23 protein-coding genes, 4 tRNA genes, 1 pseudogene and 1 riboswitch are annotated in these 26216 nt (G+C 53.1%); of the genes and pseudogenes, 10 read left to right on the forward strand and 18 right to left on the reverse strand.

What is annotated here, in order from left to right; translation table 11 throughout:
• Positions 1-116: 116 nt before the first annotated feature.
• The 4 genes from ACA044_RS22920 to ACA044_RS22935 all read left to right on the forward strand — a co-directional run bounded on the left by ACA044_RS22920 (position 117) and on the right by ACA044_RS22935 (position 3839).
• Positions 117-1325, forward strand: a complete 1209-nt coding sequence (locus ACA044_RS22920) for a D-alanyl-D-alanine carboxypeptidase family protein (protein WP_497443405.1) — start codon at positions 117-119, stop codon at positions 1323-1325.
• Between the two features lie 66 nt (positions 1326-1391).
• Complete coding sequence (locus ACA044_RS22925) at positions 1392-1688, forward strand: DUF6388 family protein (RefSeq protein WP_497345921.1); 297 nt, start codon at positions 1392-1394, stop codon at positions 1686-1688.
• Between the two features lie 26 nt (positions 1689-1714).
• Positions 1715-2245 (forward strand): inorganic diphosphatase, encoded by a 531-nt coding sequence (gene ppa, locus ACA044_RS22930; RefSeq protein ID WP_497443406.1) that lies wholly within the window; start codon positions 1715-1717, stop codon positions 2243-2245.
• A 367-nt stretch (positions 2246-2612) separates the two neighbouring features.
• Positions 2613-3839: a Shedu immune nuclease family protein gene (locus ACA044_RS22935; RefSeq protein WP_497443407.1), complete on the forward strand. Its 1227-nt coding sequence runs from the start codon at positions 2613-2615 to the stop codon at positions 3837-3839.
• 198 nt (positions 3840-4037) lie between these two features.
• Here the strand turns inward: ACA044_RS22935 and ACA044_RS22940 are convergent, their stop codons facing one another.
• On the reverse strand, positions 4038-4403 hold the full coding sequence (locus ACA044_RS22940) for a histone-like nucleoid-structuring protein, MvaT/MvaU family (protein ID WP_497443408.1): 366 nt from the start codon (positions 4401-4403) through the stop codon (positions 4038-4040).
• A 912-nt stretch (positions 4404-5315) separates the two neighbouring features.
• Entirely contained in the window at positions 5316-6479 is a 1164-nt protein-coding gene (locus tag ACA044_RS22945) for a nucleotide-binding protein (RefSeq protein WP_497443409.1), read from the reverse strand.
• 308 nt (positions 6480-6787) lie between these two features.
• Between ACA044_RS22945 and ACA044_RS22950 the strand changes: the two genes are divergently transcribed.
• On the forward strand, positions 6788-7216 hold the full coding sequence (locus ACA044_RS22950) for a hypothetical protein (protein ID WP_497443410.1): 429 nt from the start codon (positions 6788-6790) through the stop codon (positions 7214-7216).
• Between the two features lie 135 nt (positions 7217-7351).
• Here the strand turns inward: ACA044_RS22950 and ACA044_RS22955 are convergent, their stop codons facing one another.
• From ACA044_RS22955 to ACA044_RS22970, 4 genes are all read right to left on the reverse strand, one after another.
• The gene (locus ACA044_RS22955; protein ID WP_497443411.1) at positions 7352-8227 is read right to left on the reverse strand and encodes a hypothetical protein; all 876 of its coding nucleotides are present in this window, start codon (positions 8225-8227) and stop codon (positions 7352-7354) included.
• Positions 8228-8329: 102 nt separating this feature from the next.
• The gene (locus tag ACA044_RS22960) at positions 8330-9025 is read right to left on the reverse strand and encodes a hypothetical protein (RefSeq protein ID WP_497443412.1); all 696 of its coding nucleotides are present in this window, start codon (positions 9023-9025) and stop codon (positions 8330-8332) included.
• A 75-nt stretch (positions 9026-9100) separates the two neighbouring features.
• On the reverse strand, positions 9101-9658 hold the full coding sequence (locus ACA044_RS22965) for a hypothetical protein (RefSeq protein WP_497443413.1): 558 nt from the start codon (positions 9656-9658) through the stop codon (positions 9101-9103).
• 1735 nt (positions 9659-11393) lie between these two features.
• A tRNA-Arg gene (locus tag ACA044_RS22970) sits at positions 11394-11465 on the reverse strand.
• A gap of 591 nt (positions 11466-12056) precedes the next feature.
• Between ACA044_RS22970 and ACA044_RS22975 the strand changes: the two genes are divergently transcribed.
• Together ACA044_RS22975 and ACA044_RS22980 are read left to right on the forward strand one after the other, a co-directional pair.
• The gene (locus tag ACA044_RS22975) at positions 12057-12290 is read left to right on the forward strand and encodes a hypothetical protein (protein ID WP_497443414.1); all 234 of its coding nucleotides are present in this window, start codon (positions 12057-12059) and stop codon (positions 12288-12290) included.
• 22 nt (positions 12291-12312) lie between these two features.
• Positions 12313-12492 carry a PA3371 family protein gene (locus ACA044_RS22980; protein ID WP_497443415.1) on the forward strand — a complete coding sequence of 60 codons (180 nt, stop codon included), beginning with the start codon at positions 12313-12315 and terminating at the stop codon, positions 12490-12492.
• On the opposite strand, the gene phnN is transcribed toward ACA044_RS22980, so the two are convergent.
• The gene (gene phnN / locus ACA044_RS22985; RefSeq protein ID WP_497443416.1) at positions 12467-13039 is read right to left on the reverse strand and encodes a phosphonate metabolism protein/1,5-bisphosphokinase (PRPP-forming) PhnN; all 573 of its coding nucleotides are present in this window, start codon (positions 13037-13039) and stop codon (positions 12467-12469) included. The two genes, ACA044_RS22980 and phnN, sit on opposite strands and share 26 nt — an antisense overlap.
• A 385-nt stretch (positions 13040-13424) precedes the next feature.
• Here phnN and ACA044_RS22990 point away from each other — a divergent pair, with 385 nt between their 5' ends.
• Entirely contained in the window at positions 13425-13751 is a 327-nt protein-coding gene (locus ACA044_RS22990) for an Arc family DNA-binding protein (RefSeq protein ID WP_018926380.1), read from the forward strand.
• A 194-nt stretch (positions 13752-13945) separates the two neighbouring features.
• On the opposite strand, the gene mgtE is transcribed toward ACA044_RS22990, so the two are convergent.
• Positions 13946-15388 (reverse strand): magnesium transporter, encoded by a 1443-nt coding sequence (mgtE, locus tag ACA044_RS22995; RefSeq protein WP_497443417.1) that lies wholly within the window; start codon positions 15386-15388, stop codon positions 13946-13948.
• 320 nt (positions 15389-15708) lie between these two features.
• Between mgtE and ACA044_RS23000 the strand changes: the two are divergent.
• Positions 15709-16225 (forward strand): annotated as a pseudogene (locus tag ACA044_RS23000) (cell envelope protein SmpA).
• 19 nt (positions 16226-16244) lie between these two features.
• Here ACA044_RS23000 and ACA044_RS23005 read toward each other — a convergent pair.
• From ACA044_RS23005 to ltaE, 7 genes are all read right to left on the reverse strand, one after another.
• Positions 16245-16321: transfer RNA gene (locus ACA044_RS23005), tRNA-Arg, on the reverse strand.
• 71 nt (positions 16322-16392) lie between these two features.
• Positions 16393-16469: transfer RNA gene (locus ACA044_RS23010), tRNA-Arg, on the reverse strand.
• A gap of 108 nt (positions 16470-16577) precedes the next feature.
• Positions 16578-16668: transfer RNA gene (locus tag ACA044_RS23015), tRNA-Ser, on the reverse strand.
• 62 nt (positions 16669-16730) lie between these two features.
• Positions 16731-16919 carry a carbon storage regulator CsrA gene (gene csrA, locus ACA044_RS23020; protein ID WP_002554426.1) on the reverse strand — a complete coding sequence of 63 codons (189 nt, stop codon included), beginning with the start codon at positions 16917-16919 and terminating at the stop codon, positions 16731-16733.
• 186 nt (positions 16920-17105) lie between these two features.
• Positions 17106-18347: an aspartate kinase gene (locus tag ACA044_RS23025; protein ID WP_497443418.1), complete on the reverse strand. Its 1242-nt coding sequence runs from the start codon at positions 18345-18347 to the stop codon at positions 17106-17108.
• A 90-nt stretch (positions 18348-18437) separates the two neighbouring features.
• Positions 18438-21062 (reverse strand): alanine--tRNA ligase, encoded by a 2625-nt coding sequence (alaS, locus tag ACA044_RS23030; RefSeq protein ID WP_497443419.1) that lies wholly within the window; start codon positions 21060-21062, stop codon positions 18438-18440.
• A 146-nt stretch (positions 21063-21208) separates the two neighbouring features.
• Positions 21209-22213 carry a low-specificity L-threonine aldolase gene (gene ltaE / locus ACA044_RS23035; protein WP_497443420.1) on the reverse strand — a complete coding sequence of 335 codons (1005 nt, stop codon included), beginning with the start codon at positions 22211-22213 and terminating at the stop codon, positions 21209-21211.
• Between the two features lie 267 nt (positions 22214-22480).
• A riboswitch (FMN riboswitch) is annotated at positions 22481-22652 on the forward strand.
• Positions 22653-22755: 103 nt separating this feature from the next.
• Here ltaE and ACA044_RS23040 point away from each other — a divergent pair.
• Positions 22756-23265, forward strand: a complete 510-nt coding sequence (locus tag ACA044_RS23040; RefSeq protein ID WP_497443421.1) for a 6,7-dimethyl-8-ribityllumazine synthase — start codon at positions 22756-22758, stop codon at positions 23263-23265.
• A gap of 127 nt (positions 23266-23392) precedes the next feature.
• Here ACA044_RS23040 and astE read toward each other — a convergent pair whose 3' ends face one another.
• From astE to astB, 3 genes are all read right to left on the reverse strand, one after another.
• Entirely contained in the window at positions 23393-24403 is a 1011-nt protein-coding gene (astE, locus tag ACA044_RS23045; RefSeq protein WP_497443422.1) for a succinylglutamate desuccinylase, read from the reverse strand.
• Positions 24404-24415: 12 nt separating this feature from the next.
• Entirely contained in the window at positions 24416-24703 is a 288-nt protein-coding gene (locus ACA044_RS23050; protein WP_033056735.1) for a hypothetical protein, read from the reverse strand.
• A 70-nt stretch (positions 24704-24773) separates the two neighbouring features.
• Positions 24774-26120, reverse strand: coding sequence for an N-succinylarginine dihydrolase (astB, locus tag ACA044_RS23055; protein WP_497443423.1), 1347 nt, complete (start codon positions 26118-26120; stop codon positions 24774-24776).
• Between the last annotated feature and the right edge of the window lie 96 nt (positions 26121-26216).

Raw genomic sequence — 26216 nt, forward strand, 5'->3', positions numbered from 1 at the left:
TTGCGGATCTATCGATACCTGCACATTAAATTTAACTTAATCCAGCTTAATTTTGAGGCTCGACGCCCTGAGGGCTAGCTTGACACCACTTTATGTTGATCTAGGGCCTCTTCCTTGTGAAATACCTGTTGTCCCCGCTTGTGCTAACCGTGTTCTGTCTAACGATGCATGTAGTCTTCGCTAACCATGCGCTGGCTGAAACTAACGCGCCAAGAGCGATGATCCCCGCCGCGCCAAAGCTCGGGGCTAAAGCCTGGATTCTGATCGACGCGGCTACGGGAAGCGTCATTACCAGTCACAACAGCGATAAGCGACTACCTCCTGCAAGCCTGACAAAAATGATGACGGCGTTTGTCGCCACACGTGAGATCAAGGCCGGGCGCATGAAAGATGATGACAGCGTCTCTATTAGCGAAAACGCCTGGCGCACGGGTGGCTCACGAATGTTTCTCGACCCGGGCAGTTCGGTTTCTGTTCACGACTTGCTGAGCGGTGTGATCATTGACTCTGGTAACGACGCAAGCGTTGCACTCGCCGAACATGTGGCTGGAAGTGAGGGCGCCTTCGTCGGGATGATGAATTCGACTGCATCTGTATTCGGCATGAGTAACACGCACTTTGTGAATTCCACCGGGCTGCCTGACCCAGAGCATTATTCATCTGCCCGCGATATGGCTTTGTTGGCGCGGGCAATCATCAGCCAAGAGGCTAACTCTTACGCGCTTTACTCCAAAAAACACTTTTCTTGGAACGGCATTCGGCAAGCCAACCGCAATCTACTTTTATGGCGCGACTCAAGCTTTGACGGATTGAAGACTGGCCATACTGAGGCCGCTGGTTATTGCATGGTGGCTTCGTCGCACCGAGCTGGGCGACGCTTGATAAGTGTGATATTTGGCGCCATCAGCGCGCATAAACGCACGGCAGAGACGGAAAAGCTCATGGGCTATGGTTTTCGCTTCTACGACACCCAAACCTACAAAAAAGCAGGGGAAATACTCACGTGGTCTGCACTCTGGAAGGGTAAAGAACGATTGATCGCCTTGGGATTGTTGGACGATATGACCCTCACATTACCCAAGAATGAAAATCGTGAAGTAGAGACACGTCTGGAGATTGACGGACCACTTGAAGCGCCTATCTCTGCTGGCACCGTCGTTGGAAGACTGGATCTGTACGATGCTGAGCAAAAACTGGGCAGCCTACCACTGGTAGCACTTGAAGACGGTGAACCGGGTGTTTGGTGGAAACGTTGGTGGGACACAATGCATCTGTTTTTTTACCAAACGATCCGCGGTTGGTTCGATGAGCCGCAGATTGCATGACCGTGGCAAAGGCGTCCTCACACTGGGAAGAAAATGCCCAGACGACTCACAGGGCCGGAGTAGCTGATGAACTCGGATGACTTGCGAAGAGAATTAGCGCTGTCGAAGTTCTTCAATGGCGACTCATCACTCAACGACGCCGTCCAAGGACTGAGTCCGGACGATAAAAAATTCTGCATCGAGTCGGCCTTTGAACAAGAGGCCATGCGGCTGGGGATCGAGGTATGGGAGCTAACGCTTACATTGATTTCAGAGTCGCCCGAAGAACTGAAAAATTTGACCCTGGAGTTTCATCGAGAGGTGGCAGAAATGGTAGAAATGGAGTGGGAGGAGTATTGCAAACTGAATGGGATTAATGGGTAGTCTTCTTAAGTCATTGGAGTACGAATATGAGTTATGAAGATTTTTCAGCAGGTCACGAAATTCCCGATGATTTTTTTACGGTCATCGATATCCCTGCAAACCATTCTCCAGTTAATTACGAGGTGGATAAACTAAGTGGGCAGATTTTCGTCGAACGCTTCCTCAGTACAGCAACGCTCTATCCGGCGTACTACGGATTTATTCCAAATACGCTATGTGATGATGGCGATCCTCTGGACGTACTGGTGATTTGCCCTTACCCAGTATCGCTTGGCGTTGTTGTTCGCAGTCGACCAGTTGGTGTTATGTACACAACGGACGAAACCGGCCCGGGAGCCAATATAATAGCTGTACCGCACGAGAAGCTTAGCGCGTTGTACAGCAACGTGAAGGAATGGGAAGACCTTCCCGTACTACTGCTCGCCCAGATCCAGCATTATTTCGAAAACTCCAGAGTGTTGGAGACGGGCAAGTGGGTGAAGATGGGCCGCTGGGGGAGCGCAGATGAGGCGAGGGAGGAGATTCGCAAGTCGGTAGCCAGCTATGTCAAAAGCTAGATTTTGGAACTCCTGAGTCAAAGTGACATATCCATACCAATGACGTGGAACATAAGCGGGCTTAGGCCCGATGGCACATTTTCAGTCTCCGCCACCGTTTACTTCATTTTTATCATCCCTGATGGCGTAGACACATGTTTCCGTCAACTTGTGGTTTTATTTGCGCATTATCGCCAGCGACAGATTTTGCTGAGTTCCGCCCTTGCTGACCGACAGCTATGGGTCGTCTTCTGCCTCACGAGACGAGCAAAAAAGTCGGCCAAAAGCAGCCGCTCAACTGTGTCTATCAAACTAGGGGCATTCAGTATGTATCCACTGATTTCACCTGCTATAAGTAGAGGCGTTGATTTTTTACATCGAGGGAAGCATGCTTGAATTTCATACTACAGCTACAGGTGTCGATCTTGAATACGAAGGGGATCTGGGAGCCAATGACAAATGGGTCTGGGATGAGTTGACGACCAACCACAAAGCGCGGATATCTCGAATATTCTTGTTCAAATCTTCAGACTTGCTAAATCCTCCCTCCGCCAACCAAGATTTTGAGAATTACAAGTATAATTTTCGATTCGGAACATTCGAAAATGACTATGTGAGGATTCCTGCGCGGATCCTCGAGATTAAAAATGATTTGCTCATAAGTCGTGATATTACACTCAAGCGGTCGTTCTTTGTTGCTGAGCGCAATATCTCGATTTTCCTTCGACTATCAGAATTACTAGATCACTCCGATCCCATTGTAATAGGAGGGGCACACCCCGACGCAATACCGAAAGACGTATTTGAGGAGTTGCTCAAAAAATTCCCGAACACCTATGAACTCAATCGCTACGCCGATGCTCGTGTTCACACAATACTTTCTCAGTACCTGGATGGCATGAGGGATGCACGGGGCCGCTATGAGAACTATCTCAACAGAAATAAGTCTCTCACCGGCACCAAAAAAATCGATTTGGATGTAGTAAAGAAGCTGGAAATCGAGAAATACGTTTTGATTCGAGACCTGATAAAGGACTCCTTGGCGACCAAGAAAAATTGGTCCGAGGGCGACTGGCAGAAGCTGATGCTGTCCTTCTTACTCCTTTTGTTCCCAAAATATATCATAGTTCTCGAGAACGTCACTATCCACGACTACTACAGTAATCCCAGTAAGAAGACTGATCGTTTTATCGACATTGCCTTGGTTGATGCCAACGGAAATCTTGACGTCATCGAAGTCAAAAAGCCCTTCGATGACAAAATCCTTCGCAAGAGTCAGTACCGTGGTAATAGTATCCCGACCTCAGAGCTGAGCGGAAGCATCATGCAGTCCGAGAAATATCTGTTTCACTTATCGAAATGGGGTATCAAAGGTGAAGAGACGCTCACTAAAAAATACACCACTGAACTACCGCCGGGCATGAAGATTCGGATTTCCAATCCTAAGGCGATTATCATCGTCGGACGCGATCAGATTGGCGGTGCCGACATGACTGGCAGCCAATTGTTGGACTTCGAGATCATAAAACGTAAGTATGCAAACATGATGGACATCATCACATACGATGATCTTCTGCGACGGCTCAATAATACTATTGTTGCCCTCGGCGGCTGAAAGATCGATCAGGTGAGATTTTTTAATAACTAATCTTGACCGATTTTCGCCTTCCATCTCCGTCAGCTTTGGGTCACTTATTGCTCTTCTTTGGAATACCAGCATTCGCGTGTACGAATGCTGACGATAATTTCAACCGCCGCTCTTGAATGAAATGAAAAAAGGGCCCTCGAAGGGCCCTTTGTACTCAAACCAAAATCACTTGGTCAGCCAAGACTCAACGGTCGCGGAGCCGTGTTCCGCTTTCCATTCTTTCAACGTTTTGTGATTGCCGCCTTTGGTTTCGACGACTTCACCTGTGTGAGGATTCTTGTAAACCTTCACTTGGCGTGGCTTACGGGTGCCAGATTTGGAATCGAAAGCAGGGGCGCGACGGCTCGCTTGCGGATCTAGCAGGTTGATCACGCTCGGCAAGCTGTAACCGTACTCGACCAGCAGTGCCCGCAGTTTGGTCTCGAACTCAATTTCTTTCTTGAGGCCAACATCACCTTTCAGGGCTTCGAGAGCTTGGAGCTGTTCAGCCAAGTGCTTTTCGAGCTGACGAAATTCGGCGAGTTTTGACATATTCATTCTCTATGTAGTTAGTCACCTAACAATACACCAAAAACCACAATTTGAATCTAGGGTTATGGAGCCAAGTGCATGCGAGTCCAGGTTGCGGCTCTGTTTATTCGTCCTCCGCCAATCGGCGTATCGAGGTCAACATCAATCTGACTGACTGGCGAAAGGATGCAAGCGACTAGATGCGTGTCCACAGGAAGCACTCGCTTCCGACTTGTCTCCGCCCATCAGGGATCGTGAAACTGCAACTACGTTGCGGCTATGAGCTACCCAACGGCAAATCGCGGTACTGGCATCAGCTGGATGAGTGGCGTCGGACGGTTTGGCGCAATTCTCAGCGGATTTGTCGGAGCCCAATTGTTAGAGTCTGGCTGGAACCTATTGCAGTTCACTGGGATGTTGACCGTACCAGTGTTAATCGCCGCGGCCGCAATCCTCCTTAAATGGAAAACTTCTCACGGGATACCGATACTCATCCACCCACCTATGGTCGCCTTCCGGCAGCGCCGGCTTCACTCAAGCGGACTTGAAGCTAAACTGCGATCGACGATGGAGTTGAACCATGAAATCTAAAAAGCAAAGAGCCAAGTCCAAGACTGCTAACCGAGGGAACGCTCCTGACAACGCCCCGTCTTTGGGCCCTACCAATACACCAACCACAAAGCTAAATCTCTCTACGTTGTTGGCCCAGACGCCAGAGCAGTGTATCGACAGCAGTTGGGAAAATTTGGCTCCGGTGGGCCGGGAGTTTCGATAAGCGACAACGCATTAGCGCCAAGTTCTTCGTTTGGATCTCAGCACCTTAGGCCTCGGTGAGTGCTGAGAGCGCCGGCTCTGCCGAACGGACCCATTGGTGGCATCCGCCCAGGGGGGGCTAATGTCGCGGGGACTGAGGTACGCGCGCGCTGAAGATGCTCAGTCTGCCAAATCCCTCAGTAAGGTCCGAACCTCTCTCACCAACCTCTTGATCTCGTCAGCCGGCGGAGACTCAGGGGCAAAATTGACCACCGCATTGAAATAGCAGAATCCCTCCCAAAATGTCCGGTCGGCGTTGTAGCGCTCGATTTCAACTCGGTGTGAATTTGTAAGATGCACGTTCAGGAGTGGAATTTTGGTTTTCTTAACGATTTGATAAACTCGGCTGTAATGCTCATAAATTTCAAGGTCCTCTTCTCTTACCAACTCGGCAAGCTCTTCAGCCCAAGACTGATCTGGTTCCCCATTTCCAATCACACTAAATGCACTATCACTCGGCGCTGACGGATTGAAATTTGTCATGAGACCAAACACTTTTTCTGGGAAATTCCCACCGTTTAGCTCAACGAACCGATCTCGAAGCTTTCTCGCACTGTTAATGGAAGCTACACACATGCCGTCGAGAAGGATCACAACCAACGTAGAAAGCAAAAAAGTCTCGTCAGGCATCCGGTTAAAGTCGACAAAAATGTAGTCGTACTGAGGTAGAAGATCCTCCCAGGTGTATTTTGCCGTCCTCTTTGACACCAAACGGCATATATCAGAGTCGTACATTTGCTCAAGATTACATTTAGCTATCACTTCGGGATCCAGGAAAACCTCATCCTTGGCAAGCTGCTCTTCTATATCTTTAACCTCGTACGGGTAGAGCCGAACGTCAACTTCGTCATAAAAATCGACTCCAATTTCATCACGAAGTCGATTTACGCTCGCAGGCCGCTCTCCCTTTATGTGACAGCGAAACACAATGTCGTTGGTAACCACCGCAACCCGATAACCCTCATTTGCCAAAAGAGCTGCCGCCGCAATGGTGATGGGTGATTTCCCAACTCCGCCTTTGAACGTTGCGAAGCTAAGAACCTTGCAGTTCTTGTAAATGAGGCGGCCGTCGTCAGATATCGGAGGATAGGCAAGTTCATGCTGAATGCAAAAATGCGAGAGCGTGCTTTCAGATATGTCGCGATGCGAAGGTGCACCGTAAGGTGCTTCGTAGCCTTTCCAGGTTCTGTAATTAACTCGCACAGAGTCAGCCGCTTGTTGGGCCGTTAAGCCTAACCGCTTCCGAAGATCCCGGAGCTGAGTCGGGGTGATAGCTGCATCCATCGAAGTGTCTCCCAATTTTTTCTCAATATAGTGGAGAAATTTGAACTGGGGCAGCGGGTGCAATGCACCCTATGCTAACTACGTAGGGAGAAGGCAATCTATATAACTATTTAGTTATGCATTTATAATACAAATCATGCAACCTCAAGAAAAACAACTAGACAATGGAGCCGGATTGTTGACTAGTATATTATGGAGCGCTAAACTAATAACAAATAATAAAAAAGGCCTTAACATCCATGAAGTACGTAATACAATGCAACACCAAATCCAATCAAACCCAGTGTAATAAACAATTGAAACGCTTGATGGGCGAACCTATCGAAATTACTTTCTTCCAAGAAGCTTACGACCCCTTAGAAAATGTTGTAAGCCTCCATCAAACCCCGATTACATCACCTACCAGATATACCAGAATTGCTGCACGCATTGACACAACAAAAGGCACTATCGATAGCTGGTTTCTCGCAACATCAGATGTCCAAGGAAAAATCTGTAATTTGCATACTAACAACAATCACAGCGTCGCAAATTTAAAAGGTCAAATTGTCTTTTTCCACAGCGCGATAAAAGAGCCGAAAAAAACCGGGGGAGACAAAAATCACCTTCCGGGCGCTTTCTATCAATTCCATCATTGGTTGGTTTCTGAAATCACTGAGCATTTAAACCACTTAGGATTCTTTTGTCGTTTACACGGTACGGAGATCCAGTCGTTCGTTTTAAACAAATCGCCCTAAGCTTTGGTCACTGCTCTGACTCATACAGCGCTTCAAACACCCATCCACATAATTTCCAGCACTAGAATTATGCAATTTGTCGTTGTGGTGTTGGTGCCTCGCTTATTGAGGATTCGCCCGCTTGCCATATATAGCTCAAGCCTTTCGCTTAGAAAATGCATAATGATCCGGCATGTTAGGTCTACTCATCGCATGCACCTCAACAACCTTTAATTTGTAGCCACACGTATATTCATCGACCAATGGCAACTCAATATAGCTAGCCGCGCCCTCCCCTCTCACCTCCCCACCCGAGCGTGAACTGTGAAAAGCCCTAAGCTCCTGCTCGTGACCAAAGGAATCACCAGACAAATAGAAAGCGCACAATGTAGATATACCTTTTAATGTAAACCTCCTTCCATACCGTTTACTTATGCAGCTCATTAACTCACTGAGCAAAGGAATGGGTTCACCCGCACGCTCTTCGTAATAGATATTTCTGAAATTAGGACCGACAGTCTGAATCTCAATTTTTAATCGAACTCCGTTTCCGCCTGCAAAATCCTGCCAAAAGGTTTCCTCTTGCTCTGGCGTTAGACTAGTGTCCGTAAAAGACGCGTAGAACATATGCGGCATCAAATCTGTTCGATAGTATGGATTTCCTTCAGCATCCTCATCAAGGTAACCCGCTAATTCGTGGCTTTCGCAAAAGGTCAGAATCTCATCTTCAGCATAACGCTTTTCAATATTGCTAAGCCGGAAAACTCCTGAATTCAAAATAGATTCAGCTGATTCAGTTTTTGTATAATGGTAAACTGTTGCAGATTCAATACTTGGCCACAGCGACTCAATAATCAACCGCGACAACTTGTCATCCTGTGTTACTAGATCAGTTACTGACTTGTCCGTAATAGTCACATCTGAACGTAGAATGGTATCGTAGATCCCATGTTTATTCAGTATAAAATTGATATCTTCGATTATAGCTTGATTTTCACTAGCCCTTTCCAAGCTCTCTTCTGCCGCGTTCATAAAATTCACCTTCTCAAAGATTTTTATTCAGTTCACTCGCGAATTTTACGCCACGAATAAAACTCAGATTATTATTAATCAATAATTAACCAATTCCAATCGCTAAGACACGACATGCCAAACCACATTAACCCTCTGCGTACTACCAACTAGGTGTATGCACACGAATGAACAAGCTTGTTTATCAACTGCACGCTCGATGACTGTGCAAAGCTTATTCTCAATTCCTTCTTGCGCAGAAACAACCATATCCTCGAAGAAAATCACGAGACGAGTAGATTCCGGATACACCTTTTTAGTTTTTCGCAGTATCGCTTCTTCGATGAGACTTTCAGTGTCACTCACAACCTGGTCAAGCGAGGTTAAGATTCGCCGCACAACAACCTTCAGTTCCGTCGATTGAGTTCCATTTCTTTTCAAAGGTAGCGAAGGCCCTGGCGACCATCTTTCGCGCTCTAAGTGCAAGCGGCGTAGAAACTCCTGCTCACCCTTCTGGGCTTGTGTGATTTCGACATGGTAGGAGTCAAATCTATCCAGCGTGTCCGTCACGACCGCGTCGTAATTCTGCGATCCGATTTTCGGTTCCAGGATCACTTCATGTGAATTCGGTAGCTTGTCTCCCCAAAGGGCCAATGGGTAGATCTCTTCAACCAACTCCTTAAGCCCACCCTTGAGCCTTGTGAACGCGGGCCTGGAACCTTCTATCTGACCTATTTCCTCGAGCTTGGACGTAACCCATTGCAATAGCTCGGAAGCGAGGCGGGGCTCCTCCATTTCCTCCTTGGTAACGTAAATCATGATTTCCTTAAGCCGATGCCGGTGGTCGAGATTCTCCTCGGTTCCCCTGAGGCCGCCAAGCCTTTAGCTGGAACGCTAGTGAGGCTCTGTGAAAGGCGGCATACCATATTGAGCAGCCAAGGCCTCCACCTCATCAGAGCTGATAACGCCTGACTTGCCAAACTGAGCCACGATATCAAAAATAGCATGCAAGACCTCCTCCACGTCTGGAATTGGCACGTCGGTATTCCTGCAAAAGACGGTGCGAACACGTTTGCCGACCTCGACCTGCCGCACAAGGATCTCATAGCGATACTTCTCAGGTGGTGCACCCAGTACGACTTGATTCGAAAGGCTCGATGCCTCGCCTTTGTACATCGGTCGCATCCGATGGGAGCGTTTTGGGTGGCTTTGGAACCAAGCTGCGTCATCGGCCTTCCAGGCACTACTCTCGAATGACACGTTGGTAGCTGGTCGGTGTATCCCAGCCCGTCGCAGCAGGTCGGCTGACTGCTTATCCAAATCGGTAAAATGCGACTGTATCGCTGCGATCGTAGCCTCCACATCCTCTTGCGAACTTTCGTGGTTCTTATCACCCTGACTCCCACACGGCATATGATCGATATTTTTGTTCACGTAGACGCCGCTGGCCATTATCGATGAAAGCCTTCGAACACAGCACTCGCCAGTTAGTACTGTATGGGAGTAGACAGAGAAGCCGCCGTAGGTTTTGCTGTTGTGCTCTAAGGCTTTTCCACAAAGCCCACAGCAATCACCATTCGTACTCAGCACCTTCCGAAACTCTTTGTCAAACCGGCGTCTATCATTCCTGTTCATTACTTACCCGCCTACTCATTGTTTTAATCAAAGGAAATGTGACCGTCGCTATTGAGGGTTCAATCGAAGTCAGGGAGTCGCTCGAAAATTTCGGCAAGTAGATGAACGTAGGCGGGAAGCAAATCGGCCGCACTGGCCCACCTAACTGACATATACGTTCAGCATGTCATGCTCGCTACCCTTCCTCCTCCAACAAGACAGTCACAACAAATGCAATCCAACATTCCTATTGCACCACTCAATTACTAGTTGGAGAAATCAATTTGTGCAAGCAACTAACAAAAAATACCCGATAAAATGCCACTCACGGACCTATGTTGCCAAACAGACGCAAGGAAACATGAGCACGTAGGCGTCACGACCAACCGCATATGGAAAACACCAGCAACATGAAAAACGCATGAGCGCGCACAAATGGAAGAAGTTGCGACGGCTCCATGCTATGAGCGCACCCGATGTTCATTACGTGCTTACATAGGTAAGTTGTGAACAAATTGCGCAGGAGAGCCTGTAAGCTCGGTGCGGTGGCAGAACCAGGTCACAAGAGTCATTAGGGATGGTAGGAGTGCCAACAGATGGCCTAGGGCGCCCGCTGGCGGGGCTAGCACGAGGGCTTGCCGCCCGAAGTCTCACACGCTCGACTCCTGCTTAAGCCCTGTCTTTCACCGGAGGAAGCTCTAACGCTCCTCACCTTAGGATTCGATTTGGTCAGTGACTACGCAAACTCTAGCTCTTGTGATCAGCGTATACGTTCCATCGATTCTGAAATCGCATGCAAGTCCGTCATGCCTTCAGCAATTAATTGCAGATCCATTATCGAACAGAGGATGTCTAGCTCAACTTCACAGTCGGGAAACTGCGGATCGTGCGATATGCTGCAATTGGAGAACCGGAAACGTTCGGCCACCACAGCCAAAAAATCCAATACGTCATGTATGCATTCACTACGAAATCTAAACTTATTCATTAAAAACCCTTTATTATTGTTTAGATAAATCATAGCACACTCGACATCACGATATTAATCCGCCTAACAAAATCGCAACCTTAACAACTTATCAGACTCAAATCATTTAACGTCAAATTTGTAATATTGATGTCGTGCTCTGCAAAAGCTGATCATGGCCGGATTAATATATGAGCCGCTCACCACAAGGCATTACCCTCCCTTATTCTCATACTCAGCCAACTAAAAGTGTCACGACGACGCCTCCTAATAACACCCAAATGTTAACAGGCTCAGCGACGCACTCCAGTAGAACTCGATAAGTTTGGTAGAAATAGATGAGGCTGATCGGTGTGGGGATGACAGGATGAGCATTTCGTTACTTGAGTAATATAAACAAGCTTAATAAAATATTATATTGCTGACCTTCTACAATCCGCTGTTACGAAAACATCGGAGCCATCTTACCTATGAGCGACCTTTTCCGCAGGGGGAAGCCATTGTGATCTTACAGCTCAGGGGGAGGTACGGAGCACGGGGAATCACCAACGACTGAAGCGTCAGGTTGTGGGAAGAGTCTGAAGGTGCGGCAGCTGTCGAGGGTATTGCTCCCTGCTGGAGTTGAACCAGCATCTAACCCTTAGGAGGGGCTTATTCTATCCATTGAACTAAGGGAGCACGTCTACAGATCTGCGGTGGAGGATCTTACACGAAGGATCGATTCGGGTGAAATCAATTGGTTAGCCGAGGTTGGTCCAGGACAAGCTGCTTCATCCCGAGGCGAATCCTTTTGGATGGATAGAGGCTCATCCCACTCCCCATGGAACGATTGATACGTTCATCATTTATGAATCTTGGACACCAATCCATCTGAGCATCAGGCTATGGATTCTATTGGTGACTAGTCACAGGCGTAGAGAAGAACTGCCAACCTTCCCCTTAGGAGGGGGATGCTCTATCCAATTGAGCTACTGAGACACAAGTCGCCCGCAAAGGAATGCGGAGCGATGGACGGCGTGCATGTTAACGGGCAAGCCTGCTTTTGTCATGTCGTCCGTGGGCTTTTTAAGTGTAGGCAGATGTCTCACGGTAGCGTGGCTTTGTTTACCGTGCAAATTGCATCACCGCAAAATGCCATCATTGCAAAATGCAATGTGGGCATTTTGCAAAAATATCTTAGTTCATTGTTTTTAAAGGATTTAATAGCCGTTAAACTTTTGGCATGCGGGCTGCTTCGACTGTTCTTCACAGAACACAGGAGATCAGCCCATGAACAGCGCTCTTTTAGTCGCGAACGCGGTCGCTTTGGCGGTTCTGTTGGGTTTTCATTTCTTCCCCGAAAACGACGCTGCGACGCTTGCCCAGCGCATACCCCATTACCTGCAACTGCAAAAAACGCCTCAATTGGCAGTCATGAGCGATCAACGCAGTGTTGTCGGGCAAGAGGTGAGTCAAGAGAGCATTCAGTTGCGCACACAGTCTTTCGAACGCTTGGCATTTTGAATCACCCCATCAGGAGCACCGCATGTCCAAATCAGCCGCAGGATTTTTCATCCTCGCTTTACTGAGCGGCATTCTTCATCTGTCATTGGTCCAGGACACGGTCATCACCCTGCCCCTGATTGCCTGCAGCGTGTTCGGTGCGCTGTTCGTGCTGGCGCTGATCGCCGGGCGCAAGATCAAGTTCGATCCGGTTTTACGCTGAGGCTCAGCAGTTTCAGAAGATTGGCAACGGTGACAGTAAGGTCGCCGGAGTTATCGAGTCGACGGATCTGCGTATCACCGATTGAATCGTCAGCCGTGAACAGCGCATTACGGCGCAGTCTTGCTTCAATTTCTGCCGGGCTTTCACGCCCCCGCTGTAGCAGACGCTCGCGCAGGGCTTCATCCTTGACCGTCAACAGCACCGGCAATAGCGTGGGATAGCGCTGTTGCGCTTCTGCCAGGTGCCCGCGCGAACCGTTGATCAACACATCGCGACCGTCCTTGAGCCATTGGTCTATGCGAGCAGGAATCCCGTAATCCAGCCCATTGGCCTGCCACGACAGCGCGAAATCCCCTTGTCTTTTACGTCGTTCGAACTCTTCGCAGGAAACCTCGATGGCGTCTTCGCCCACGGATTCGGCCGAGCGCGTAATAACCCGGCGTACGACTTCACAATGGCGTGTCCGCAACGGTTCGCGAGCGGCTTCGATGAGGCTGTCCTTACCGGATCCGGAAGGTCCCATTAAGTAAATCAGCCGGCCATCCATCCTGAAATCATCCCGCGCCACGCGCCCACCCTAGTAAATCGGCCATTTGCCACTATCCTGTTAAAATAAGGATCAAGGATCGAATCCGCATAGCATGCACCTTCAGGCGTCTTCGGGCATCACCTGTCGGGCAAGAGGACGCGGTCAGCGATACGGACTCATGGATAGTTTTCAAACCAGTCCGCATTTCTGATAATAGGTGCTGGCATTAAGCCTTTACCCGGATCAATATTTGTCACAGAATTGACGCCAATGATCTGGCTAATTTGAGGCATGATGCGCGCCTCTATCAATTCAGGTTGAACATTTGGTCGGAGTGCTTGTCCTATCTGACATCCTGCGGCCAATCCCGAGAACCGCTCCCCTGAACTAACCGGTTAAATATATGCGCCCATTGAAACAGGCAATTTATTCCAGCCGTACGGCTGACAAGTTTGTCGTACGTCTGCCAGACGGAATGCGTGAACGCATTGCCGAGGTGGCTCGCAATCATCATCGCAGCATGAATTCCGAAATCATCGCGCGTCTTGAACAGAGTCTTATTCAGGAAGGTGCGTTGGGCGAAGAATTGAGCATGCGCCTGGACAGCCCCGAGCTGTCATTGCACGAACGCGAACTGCTGCAGCGCTTCCGCCAACTCTCTCACCGCCAGCAAAACGCTCTGGTTTCGCTGATCGCCCATGACGCCGAAATGGCCGCAGACGTCTCCTGATTCATTCCGAAAGCTCAAGCCAGCGTAATAGCTGGCTTTTTTTTGCCTGAAATTCGGGCAAAAAAACCCGCCGATTCGGCTAATGCCAGTCAGTTAAGGAACGAAACCTGTGGGAGCGGGCTTGCTCGCTCCCACATGGATTGCGCTTAACTGACAGGCATTTGCCGAATCGGCGGGTTCTTTAAAGCACGACGTCAGAGCAGGAAAATCGTTGCCAGCCCGAGGAAGATGAAAAAGCCACCACTGTCGGTCATGGCTGTGATCATCACACTGGCCCCCATTGCCGGGTCGCGCCCAAGCCGTGCCAGGGTCATTGGAATCAAAACCCCCATCAGTGCCGCAAGCAGCAGGTTAAGCGTCATGGCGGCGGTCATCACCACGCCCAGGGACCAACTGCCATAAAGCAGATAGGCCACCACACCAATCACGCCGCCCCAGACCAGGCCATTGATCAAGCCGACCACCAACTCCTTGCGCATCAGCCGCGACGTATTGCCGGTACTGACCTGGTCCAGCGCCATGGCCCGAACGATCATGGTGATGGTCTGGTTACCCGAGTTGCCACCAATACCCGCGACGATCGGCATCAATGCCGCGAGTGCTACCAGCTTCTCGATGGAACCTTCGAACAGACCGATCACCCGGGATGCAACGAACGCGGTGATCAGATTCACCGCCAGCCAGGCCCAACGGTTGCGCAGGGATTTCCAGACTGACGCGAAAATATCTTCTTCTTCGCGCAAACCCGCCATGTTGAGAACTTCGTTTTCACTCTCTTCACGAATCAGGTCGACCATTTCATCGATGGTCAGACGGCCGATCAGCTTGCCGTTCTTGTCGACAACGGGCGCGGAGATCAAGTCGTAACGTTCGAACGCTTGAGCGGCCTCGTAAGCGTCTTCGTCCGGATGAAAACTCACCGGGTCGCTGGCCATGACTTCCGACACCTGCTTTTCCGGGTCGTTGACCAGCAGACGCTTGATCGGCAACACGCCCTTGAGCACGCCGTCGTAATCGACCACGAACAGTTTGTCGGTATGACCCGGCAGCTCCTTGAGACGGCGCAGGTAACGCAAAACCACTTCGAGACTGACGTCCTCACGGATGGTCACCATCTCGAAGTCCATCAGCGCACCGACCTGCTCCTCGTCATAGGACAACGCGGAGCGGACGCGCTCACGCTGTTGGCCATCAAGGGTTTCCATCAGCTCGTGGACGACGTCTCGCGGCAGCTCGGAGGCCAGGTCAGCCAGTTCGTCGGCATCCATGTCCTTGGCCGCGGCCAGGAGCTCGTGATCGTCCATGTCGGCGATCAGGGTTTCGCGAACCGAATCGGATACTTCGAGCAGAATGTCGCCGTCGCGATCGGCCTTGACCAATTGCCAGACCGTCAGACGATCGTCCAGCGGCAAAGCTTCAAGAATGTAGGCGACGTCGGCGGAGTGCAGATCATCGAGCTTGCGTTGCAGCTCGACAAGGTTTTGCCGGTGAACCAGGTTCTCGACCCGGTCGTGATGCGGACCTTCCTGGCGATGAGTCAGGTCTTCGACCACCCGCTGGCGCTGCAGCAGCTCAACGACTTGAGCGAGGCGGTCCTGCAAGCTTTCCTGCGTTTTCTTTACTTCAACTTCAGACATAGGCGAACTCCACTCCCAGCAGCGGGGCACGCCGGAAGGATCAATCAGTCAATTCATGATTGTAAAAACGGGGTACTGAGTAACTACTGGGTAAGTCCATGGAGGTATTCCACAAGCCCCGGCGGGGCTGACGGGCGCAATGATACACCGCTTGGCGGCTTTAAACGTTAAAAAATCGCGGCTGAAACAAGCGCTTGCGAGACAAACCTGAGCGCCGCCCTGATCCATGAAATTGCGACGACTCATCCTGAAAAGAAAACACACTGTCATCGAAGAATGTAATGGCTACCCTTGATAAGGACCGTCAAGGAGGACGTCGAATGCCATCGAATGCTCATTATTTTTTGCTTGCCGCCCTGCTCTTCCTGCCGCCCTGGGCGCTTGCTGCGACCGTTCACCGATGCGAAGCCCCTGATGGGCGAATCACCTTCACGACCTTGAGCTGTACGGCTGGAGAAAGCCTCTCACTTCAGGACGTGCACACTTTCATACCCGGCAGCACGATAACCTTGATGCCAGAGGCCGACCCTCGCGAAACATCAGGTATAAAAATCCAAAGGAGAGAACTGACCATCGTTGGTCAGTCCGAGGACAAATGTGGAAATCTGCTCAGCGCGAAGGAACGTCGCATAGCGATCATCAATCAGCGGATTGTCGCCGGCATGAGCCAGCAAGACGTCGAAAGCGCTCTGGGCAAACCAGACAAGATCAGCACCCGCAATTCAGCCACGAGTTACCGCTACGACAACAAGCGAGGGCGTAGTGCACGTCGAGTTCGATGAGAAAGGCTGTACCAAAGGAAAAGCCAAATCGCAGACGGCAAAAAGCCCGCGTTAAACGCGGGCTTTTTGGTGTTTGGTGCACTCGACAGGATTCGAACCTGTGACCGCTCGGTTCGTAGCCGAGTACTCTATCCAGCTGAGCTACGAGTGCATTTGTGTTTTTATACCAGATCACAACTTGTTGGAGCCAAGTTATTCACATTACTGCAAACAACTCTTAAATGGTGCACTCGACAGGATTCGAACCTGTGACCGCTCGGTTCGTAGCCGAGTACTCTATCCAGCTGAGCTACGAGTGCATTTGTTGCCGCGCATTATAGGCCGTCGAATCTTTTTGTAAAGCGCTTTTTTCTAGTAATTTCAACAACTTACTGAAGAAGCCAGATTACAACGTACTAAGCAAATAATGGCGGAGAACGGGGGATTCGAACCCCCGACACCCTTTTGAGGTGTACTCCCTTAGCAGGGGAGCGCCTTCGGCCACTCGGCCAGCTCTCCGCAACACGGGGCGTATATTAACCAGCTTTATCCCCGTTTGCAAACACAAAAAACGATAAAAATTAATGGCTTGGTTCTTCGTCCTTCTCTTTCTTTATACGCAGGTAAATTTCCTCACGGTGGACAGCTACCTCTTTCGGGGCGTTGACACCAATACGCACTTGATTTCCTTTGACGCCGAGCACGGTCACGGTGATTTCTCCATCACCAATAATCAGGCTTTCTGCGCACCGACGAGTCAGAATCAGCATACCTTTCTCCTCACGCATTTCATTTCAGGGACAACAGTCTGCAAAAAAAAGGCATTCGACCTACAACCAGAACGATCGTAGCCCTACATGCCTGAGTATTGACTAGCGCGAGCAAAAGAACAGTTTTGGAACGCACCATTCAAAAAAACAAAGGGCGCGGTTAGACCGCGCCCTTCGGGAAACGCATTACTCACCCTGCCGGGCCGGCGCGTCCAGCTCGAAAGCCGTGTGCAGAGCGCGCACAGCCAGCTCCAGATATTTCTCTTCGATCACCACGGACACCTTGATTTCCGAGGTCGAGATCATCTGGATGTTGATGCTTTCTTTCGCCAGGGATTCGAACATGCGGCTGGCCACGCCTGCATGGGAGCGCATGCCAACGCCAACGATCGAGACCTTGGCAATCTTGGTGTCGCCAACGACTTCACGGGCACCGATCTCGCGAGCGGTGTTTTCCAGCACGGTTTGCGCTGCCTGGTAGTCGTTGCGGTGCACGGTGAAGGTGAAGTCGGTGGTGTTATCGTGCGCGACGTTCTGCACGATCATGTCGACTTCGATGTTCGCGGCACTGATCGGGCCGAGAATCTTGAACGCCACGCCCGGGGTGTCTGGCACGCCACGGATGGTCAGCTTGGCTTCATCGCGGTTGAAAGCGATGCCGGAAATGATCGGCTGTTCCATGGTTTCCTCTTCATCAATAGTAATGAGGGTGCCCGGACCCTCCTTGAAGCTGTGCAATACGCGCAGCGGAACGTTGTATTTGCCGGCGAATTCCACCGCACGGATCTGCAACACCTTGGAACCGAGGCTGGCCATTTCCAGCATCTCTTCAAAGGTGATCTTGTCCAGACGCTGAGCCACGGACACCACACGCGGGTCGGTGGTGTAGACGCCGTCGACGTCGGTGTAGATCTGGCATTCGTCAGCCTTCAGGGCTGCCGCCAGCGCCACGCCAGTGGTGTCGGAACCGCCACGACCGAGCGTGGTGATATTGCCGTGCTCATCGACGCCCTGGAAACCGGCCACAACCACCACACGACCAGCCTTCAGGTCACCGCGAATCTTCTGGTCATCAATCTGCAAGATACGCGCTTTATTGTGCGCGCTGTCCGTCAGAATCCGTACCTGATTGCCGGTGTACGACACCGCTGGCACGCCGCGCCTGATCAGCGCCATGGCCAACAGTGCAATCGTCACCTGCTCACCGGTGGAAACGATCACATCCAGTTCGCGAGGAACCGGCTGGCCGTCGCCACTGATTTGCTTGGCCAGATCGATCAGACGGTTGGTTTCGCCGCTCATTGCAGACAGCACAACCACCAGGTCATCGCCCGCATCGCGGAATTTCTTAACCTTGTCGGCGACCTGTTCGATTCTCTCGACAGTGCCGACTGAGGTGCCTCCAAATTTCTGTACGATCAAAGCCATTTCAAAGCCGCCTCTGCCCATGAAGGGCGCCCAATAATCACTCAAACAGCGTTCTGGCCCGCCACTAGACCGCGAACCAGACACACTGCCTTATAAACCCTGCTCTACAAATGGAACAGTCAGGGCCAATGCAGCATCCAGTGCGCCAGCGTCAGTACCACCGCCCTGCGCCATGTCTGGACGACCACCACCCTTCCCGCCCACTGCCGCAGCAGCCTGCTTCATCAAATCACCGGCTTTGAGTTGGCCAGTCAGGTCTTTGGTCACGCCTGCAACCAGGACGACCTTTTCCTCATGGACACTGCCGAGCAGGATCACTGCGCGGCCGAGTTTGTTTTTCAGTTGATCGACCAGCGCCAGCAGCGCCTTGCCATCCTGACCGTCCAGACGCACGGCCAGCACTTTCACGCCTTTGACGTCCAGGGCAGAAGCCGACAGATCGTCGCCTGCCGCGCTCGCCGCCTTGGCCTGCAACTGCTCGAGTTGCTTCTCCAGCAGACGGTTGCGCTCAAGCACAGCCGACAGCTTGTCGATCAGGTTATCGCGGCTGCCCTTGACCAGGTTGGCCGCTTCCTTGAGTTGCTCTTCAGCCGCGTTCAAGTAGGCCAGCGCTGCTGCGCCGGTCACTGCTTCGATACGACGCACACCGGAGGCTACACCACCTTCACTGATGATTTTCAGCAGGCCGATGTCACCGGTCCGGTTGGCGTGAATACCGCCGCACAGCTCGACGGAGAAATCGCCGCCCATGCTCAGTACGCGTACGTTGTCGCCGTACTTCTCGCCGAACAGCGCCATGGCGCCTTTTTGCTTGGCGGTTTCGATGTCGGTTTCTTCGGTTTCAACCTGGGAATTCTTGCGAATCTCGGCGTTGACGATGTCTTCCAGCGCCTTCAACTGCTCAGGCTTGATCGCTTCAAAGTGACTGAAGTCAAAGCGCAGGCGCTGACTGTCGACCAACGAACCTTTTTGCTGAACGTGATCGCCCAGCACCTGGCGCAATGCGGCGTGCAGCAAGTGAGTGGCGGAGTGGTTCAGCGAAGTCGCGTGACGCACGTCGGCATCCACATGAGTTTCGACCGGAGCACCCACGATCAGGCTGCCCGATGCCAACACACCGTGATGTAGGAACGCGCCGCCGGTCTTGGTCGTGTCGCGCACATCAAAGCGCGAAGTACCGGCTTGCAGGAAGCCGCAGTCGCCGATCTGACCGCCCGATTCAGCATAGAACGGGGTCTGATTGAGAACGACCACGCCCTCTTCGCCTTCACTTAATACGTCGACCGACTGCCCTTCTTTATAGAGAGCCACAATTTTGGCCGCGCCCTTGGTGGCGTGGTAACCGGTGAACTCGGTAGCTACATCAACCTTGACCAGGCTGTTGTAGTCCATGCCGAAGGAGCTGGCGGAGCGAGCACGGACGCGCTGGGCTTCCATTTCGCGCTCGAAGCCTTCTTCGTCGATGGTCAGGCTGCGCTCACGCGCGATGTCGCCAGTCAGGTCCATCGGGAAGCCGTAAGTGTCGTAGAGCTTGAACACCACGTCGCCCGGCACCACGTCGCCTTTGAGTTCGGCCAGATCCTGCTCGAGGATCTTCAGGCCCTGTTCCAGAGTCTTGGCGAATTGCTCTTCTTCGGCTTTCAGGACGCGTTCGATGTGCGCCTGCTGGGATTTCAGCTCAGGGAACGCTTCGCCCATCTCGGCGACCAGCGCCGCAACGATCTGGTAGAAGAAGCTGCCCTTGGCGCCCAGTTTGTTGCCGTGACGGCAAGCGCGACGAATGATCCGGCGCAGCACATAACCGCGACCTTCGTTGGATGGCAGCACGCCATCGGCAATCAGGAAGCCGCAGGAACGAATATGGTCAGCCACGACTTTCAGGGAGGCCTGAGCGTCATTAGTGCAACCGATGGCCTTGGCCGCTGCACTCAGCAAACTCTGGAACAGGTCGATTTCATAGTTCGAGTGAACGTGCTGCAGCACGGCACTGATCCGCTCCAGGCCCATGCCGGTGTCCACCGACGGGGCTGGCAACGGGTGCAACACGCCATCGGCGGTGCGGTTGAACTGCATGAACACGTTGTTCCAGATCTCGATGTAACGGTCGCCGTCTTCTTCCGGCGAGCCTGGTGGGCCACCCCAGATGTCGGCGCCGTGATCATAGAAAATCTCGGTGCAAGGACCGCACGGGCCGGTATCGCCCATGGTCCAGAAGTTATCGGATGCGTAAGGCGCGCCCTTGTTGTCGCCGATGCGAACCATGCGCTCGGCCGGCACGCCGATGTCCTTGGTCCAGATGTCGTACGCCTCGTCATCGCTGGCGTAGACGGTGACCCAGAGCTTTTCCTTTGGCAGGTTCAGCCACTTGTCGGACGTCAGGAAGTTCCAGGCGTAGGTGATCGCGTCGCGCTTGAAGTAATCACCGAAGCTGAAGTTACCCAGCATTTCGAAGAAGGTGTGGTGACGGGCCGTATAACCGACGTTTTCCAGGTCGTTGTGCTTGCCGCCGGCGCGCACGCATTTCTGGCTGCTGACCGCGCGGGTGTACGCGCGCTTTTCCTGGCCCAGGAAGCAGTCCTTGAACTGGTTCATCCCCGCGTTAGTGAACAGCAGGGTTGGGTCGTTGCCCGGAATCAAAGAGCTGGAGGCTACACGGGTGTGGCCTTGCTCTTCGAAGAAGCGAAGGAAGGCTTCACGGATTTCTGCGCTTTTCATTAGGTTCTTCCACGGAGGCTGCGGCCAAAGGCCTGTGCGAAACGTCAACAGACGAAGCGACGGCAAAGGGCCGCATTATATCGGCCCTGCGCGCGGGGTACAGCGTGTTTATACGATAGAAACGGTCAATTGGACCGCTAGCGCGATCAGTTGCGGGAAAACTCGACGAATGTAGCGACGACCTGCTCGATTTGCGCACGGCTGACGTCCATGTGCGTGACCATTCGCAGACGGCCGGCAGCGCTGAGCTTGATCCCGCGTGTCGCGGCAAAGGCCTTGATCGCTTCGGCCTTGTCGCCCATTTGCACGTAAACCATATTGGTCTGCACCGGCTCAACCTCGTAGCCCGCCGCTCGCAGGCCTTGGGCCAGCCACTGTGCGTTGGCATGGTCGTCGGCCAGGCGCTGAACATTGTTGTCCAGTGCATAAAGCCCCGCTGCGGCGAGAATCCCGGCCTGGCGCATACCGCCGCCGACCATCTTGCGCAGGCGTCGCGCCTTGGCAATCAACTCGACCGAACCGCACAGCACCGAACCGATCGGCGCGCCCAGGCCTTTGGACAGGCAAACCGAAACCGAGTCGAAATGCTGAGTGATTTCCCGGGCATCGACACCCAGCTTGACCGCTGCGTTGTAGAGCCGCGCGCCATCCAGATGCAGCGCCAGGCCATGTTCACGAGTGAAGTGACGTGCCTGGGCCAGATACTCCAGCGGCAGCACTTTGCCCTGCATGGTGTTTTCCAGCGCCAACAAGCGGGTACGAGCGAAGTGGAAGTCATCCGGCTTGATCGCGGCGGCGACCTGCGCCAGGTCCAGCGAGCCATCGGCCTGCACATCCAGCGGCTGCGGCTGGATCGAACCGAGCACCGCCGCGCCGCCCCCTTCGTACTTATAAGTGTGGGCCTGCTGGCCAACAATGTATTCGTCACCGCGATCGCAGTGGGCCATCAAGCCCAGCAGATTGCTCATGGTGCCCGTCGGCACAAACAACGCCGCGGCAAAACCCAGTCGTTTGGCCAGTTCGGCTTCCAGACGGTTGACCGTTGGATCTTCGCCATAAACGTCGTCACCAGTGGCCGCAGCGGCCATCGCGTCGAGCATCCCTGCGGTGGGTTGGGTGACGGTGTCGCTGCGAAGATCGATAACACTCATGAATCTGGCCTCGGTAAACAGGGGAAAAATCCGTTTCGGAAAGGAATTACTGCGGTCATACCGACAAATAATCAAGCCTTGGACGAGGAAAAGACGCTTTACGCCTTCGAACAACCCGATAGCAATCATCAGAAAACAGCGATTCGCGACCAATGCCTGTCAGTTAAACCGCTCCCACAGGTTCCGTACCTTGACTGGTCGGTATTGGCCATGCGCACCGCGCAAATATGTGTTAAAAACGCTTCGCCGCCAAACAAACGGGCGGCAAAACGTTCTCAGGGCGGGGTGTAACTCCCCACCGGCGGTAATTGCGCGCAATGCGCATAGCCCGCGAGCGCTTGGCGTCTGACATGGCAATGGCTGTGGATTGCGGCAAGGTCAGCAGACCCGGTGTGATCCCGGGGCCGACGGTCATAGTCCGGATGAAGAGAGAACGGGATTGGCGCCAAAGGGCCGTCCGTTGGCACTCGTGCGAGCGTGCGTACCCTCAAATCCCATTCGATTCATAACGCCCTGTTTTTCACACAAACAGGAGTCAGAACATGCAACCCACCGCAATCGATAGCAAAAGCAAAAACCATCAGGGCGAGCGCGTCGCGTTCATCCAGGCCTGCTGGCACAAGGAAATCGTCGACCAGAGCCGTAAAGGCTTCGTCACTGAAATGATTGCTCAGGGTTACCAGGAGTCGGACATCGATTTCTTCGAAGTCGGCGGCGCCTTTGAAATTCCGCTGCACGCCAAGCTGCTGGCCAAGTCCGGCCGTTATGCCGGCATCGTCGCGGCGGGCCTTGTGGTCGACGGCGGCATCTATCGCCATGAATTCGTCGCCCAATCGGTGATCAGCGGCTTGATGCAGGTTCAGCTGGAAACCGAAGTGCCGGTGTTCTCGGTGGTTTTGACCCCGCACCACTTCCATGCTGGCGAAGAACACCAGAAGTTCTTCTTCGAGCATTTCGTGCATAAAGGTCAGGAAGCGGCGAAGACTTGCGCGGATACGCTGCACAAGACTCGCGCATTGCGTCGCACTGAGCACCGCGCAGTAGCCGTTTAAAGCACAACACCATCCCCTGTAGGAGCGAGGCTTGCCCGCGAAGGCGATGTCCAATTCAACGATGATGTTGAATGTTGAATCGCCTTCGCGGGCAAGCCTCGCTCCTACAGGTGGGCGGCGATAATTTTCAGGCGAGGTTTTCGTCGGTGGTCGGCACGATCAGGATGCCGGCGCGCAGGCCATTCTTGACCTTGGGGTTCGGGAAAATGATCCGGGCGCCCGGCTCTTCGATAATCCAGCGGGTATTGGCGATATCCTCGGCCAGCACATAACCCACTTTCAACTCCGAAAAATTTTCGATGTCCGCCGGCAGGTTCAAGCGAAAGCTATCGCTGTGCTTGATGACTTCCCGCGCGACGCTGAACAACTGCAAACCATCCAGCCCTTCGTCGGTCATTGGTGGCTCGGAGCCTTCGATGATCTGCTTCAGGCGGGTTTCAAGAAGACTGACGTTGACCCCTTCGTTTTGCCCAAACGGCCGGGCCTTGCCCAGCTCCAGAGTGAAGGACTCGGCATCGAGCTTGTCGTAGGTGTAGGAGCTGAAGACGATAGAGGGCTTGTTCTGCAACAGCACCGCTTCCATGCCGGCAGCGCGCAGGCGAGCCAGTTCCAAGCGTGAATGCTGACGACCTTCTTTCCAGGGGTACAGGGCGAACTGCTCGATTTTCGAGCCACGGATGGCTGTGTGCAGGTCGTAGTGCAGACGATTGCGGTCCGGCAGGCTGAAGAAAGTCGCCGCCAGCCGCTCCAGCTCACAAGCGCGCAAAGCCTCGGAGCCGCTGCTTTGTTCGTGCTGGCCGTTGAACAGCCGATTGACGTCCTGCTCGACAAAACGCTCACCGCGGCGGATGGCCTCAGGGTTGCCGAACAGGAACAGAATACGTGCGCGCGGCTTCAAGTCACCGCGTGCGATGTCATGCAACAGGCGGTCGAGCAGCTCGATCGGCGCTGTTTCGTTGCCATGGATGCCGGCCGAGAGCAGCAGGTCCAGGCCGTTGTCGCGAGCTTCAGGCGGCCGGACTTCCAGCGCACCTTCGCTCAACCAGCGCATCCGCACGCCTTCGACAGTCAGTTGAGTCTTCTCCGCCGGTTCGCGGCCGGCGAGGGTCAGTTCAAGCAGTTTGCCGAGGGCGAGCATAGAGCGGCTTCCTTAGTGGTCGTGCGCGCAATCCGGGCCGTGCACGTGGTCTTCGTCACCGACTTCAGCCGGTTCCATTTCCAGTTGCAGACTTACCAGATTAGTCGCCAATGGGCGCAGCAGCAGGTTGGCGTATTCAGCGTCACCTTCTTCGACGTCCACGCCGATCAACAATTGGCCGCGGCCGTCTTGCTGGATCCACAGCTCTTTGCCTTGCCACATGACCGCGACGCGGGTGCAGGAAGTTTCCAGTTGCGTGCCGTCGGTGTCTTCAAGGATCAGCTGCAGGGTATCGCTCATGTTTTACGCTCTCATCTGGAGATTAAGTGGCGCGCCCGCTGTTCATAAAAAACAAAAAGCGCGCCGGCTATCAATTGATCTGGAATGGATAAACCGCGCCCAGTTTAAGGATTTGCGTCAGTTCATCCAGTGCCGTCCGGCACTCAAGCAGCAATTGCGGGTCCGCCAGATCGTTTTCGGTCATACGGTCGCGGTAGTGCTTGTCGACCCATTCGGTCAACGTGCCGTACAACGGTGCCGTCATGATAACCCCTTGGTTGACGGCCGCCAGTTCGGTTTCGTTGAGTGCGACGCGCAACCGCAGGCAAGCCGGACCACCACCGTTCTGCATGCTCTGCTTGAGATCGAAAACTTTCACTTCGCGGATCAGGCCGCCAGAGCGGGTCAAGCCTTGCAGGTACTGCCAGACACGCTCATTGCCACGGCATTCTTCCGGCACGATCAACAGCATCGAGCCGTCAGGACGCGACAGCAGCTGGCTATTGAACAGGTAGGAACGTACCGCGTCTTCCACGGTGACCGCGGAACGCGGTACGCAGATCGACTGAAATTTTCCACCGACTTTTCCGAGTTTGCTTTGCAGTTCAGCGAGCATCTGGTCGGTGTCGAGGAAGGCGTCCTCGTGATAGAACAATACCTCGCCGTTACCCACTGCGATCACGTCGTTATGGAACACACCCTGATCGATCACCGAAGGGTTCTGCTGCGCATAAACCACGCCGTCATCACTCAGGCCGTGCAGACGTGCGACAGCCTGGGACGCTTCGAGGGTCTGGCGCGCCGGGTATTTCTGCGGCGACGGGTAACGGGTGTCGAACGCGCTGCGACCGAACACGAAAAACTCGACACCGGCTTCACCGTAGTCACGGCAAAAACGGGTGTGGTTGGCCGCGCCTTCGTCGCCGAACTGCGCCACGGCCGGCAAAGCGGCGTGGTGAGCAAAGTGCTTCTGATCGGCGAACATCGCCCCCAGCACGCGGCTGGTGGTCGGGTGTTCGATGCTGCGGTGGTATTTGCAGTTCAGGTTGGCGGCGGTGAAATGCACGCGGCCATCGGCGGTGTCGGCGCTCGGGCTGACCGTGGCGGCGTTGGCCACCCACATGCTCGACGCCGAGCAATTGGCAACCAGCAGCGGCATGGCCTGTCTGGCTGCCTGTTCGATCACCTGAGCGTCGGTGCCGCTGAAACCCAACCGGCGCAGCGCCGCCACGTCAGGACGTTCTTGTGGTGCCAGCACACCTTGCTGAAAGCCCATCTCCATCAGCGCCTTCATCTTCGCCAGGCCTTGCAGCGCGGCTTCCTTCGGGTTCGAAGACTGCTGGCTGTTGCTCTGGGACGCGACGTTACCGTAGGACAGACCGCCGTAGTTATGGGTCGGCCCCACTAGACCGTCAAAATTGACTTCATAGGATTTCATCAGCGAGGCTCCACGAGAATCTGTTTTTATAGGCTTCAAGTAACAATTCAGTAAGACCGAGTTGCGGCCTTCGCGGGCAAGCCTCGCTCCTACAGG

It is taken from the genome of Pseudomonas sp. LBUM1673, from assembly GCF_059695645.1.